Below are 666 nucleotides of genomic sequence, written 5' to 3' on the forward strand. Positions count from 1 at the left end.
CTACGAGGCTGGCCGTGACGGCTTCTGGCTGCACCACTGGCTGACCGAGCAAGGGATCGCCAACCTCGTAGTGGACTCGGCCAGTATCGTGTCATTAAATCCAGCCATTTCTTGCGCTTGCCAAAAGCGAAGGTAATTCTTCTGCGGGTTGCTGGTGGATCTGAGGCGGACTCGGGATTGACCGGGTGTGCGGGCTATGGTTTGCGCGGCGCCTGAGCATCAAATAGCCGTTCCGTCTCCTGCTCCCAGGCCTGCATGAGCTTCTTTGCTTTGCGATGGTTGGCAATGGCGATCTTCAGGATGGCGGCTTGTTCGGGCGTGACCGTGCGGTGAACCAGCTTGCCGCCCTTCATGTGTCCCCACTCGAAGTACGGGCCGTGACGCGCGCTCGGGTCACTGGCGCAGCGGCAGCCCGGTTTGCCGCAGACCTTCGTGCGTTGTAGCAACGTCCCGGAGCACAGGTAGTCAATCGCACTGAGGGTGTCTCGAATTCGCGCAATGCGCTCGCGCGCCTGCTTGATGATGGTTTCGGGTCGATGCGCCATGGAGATTTACTTTCGGCTTTCTTTCGCTAATACTAGCGAAAGAATCGCAATATGCAAGTTTCTTGGCCCGCACGGCTGACACCACGCAGGCCTTCTCCAACTGCGCAACGAAGGGGTGAAC

General features: G+C 59.0%; 1 protein-coding gene. It reads right to left on the minus strand.

The window, feature by feature from the left end:
• Positions 1-194: 194 nt before the first annotated feature.
• On the minus strand, positions 195-545 hold the full coding sequence (locus tag AC1DY5_RS57850) for a DUF6788 family protein (protein WP_478123073.1): 351 nt from the start codon (positions 543-545) through the stop codon (positions 195-197).
• Positions 546-666 lie beyond the last annotated feature (121 nt).

The sequence above is a fragment of the Variovorax sp. P4_D9 genome, from assembly GCF_056401695.1.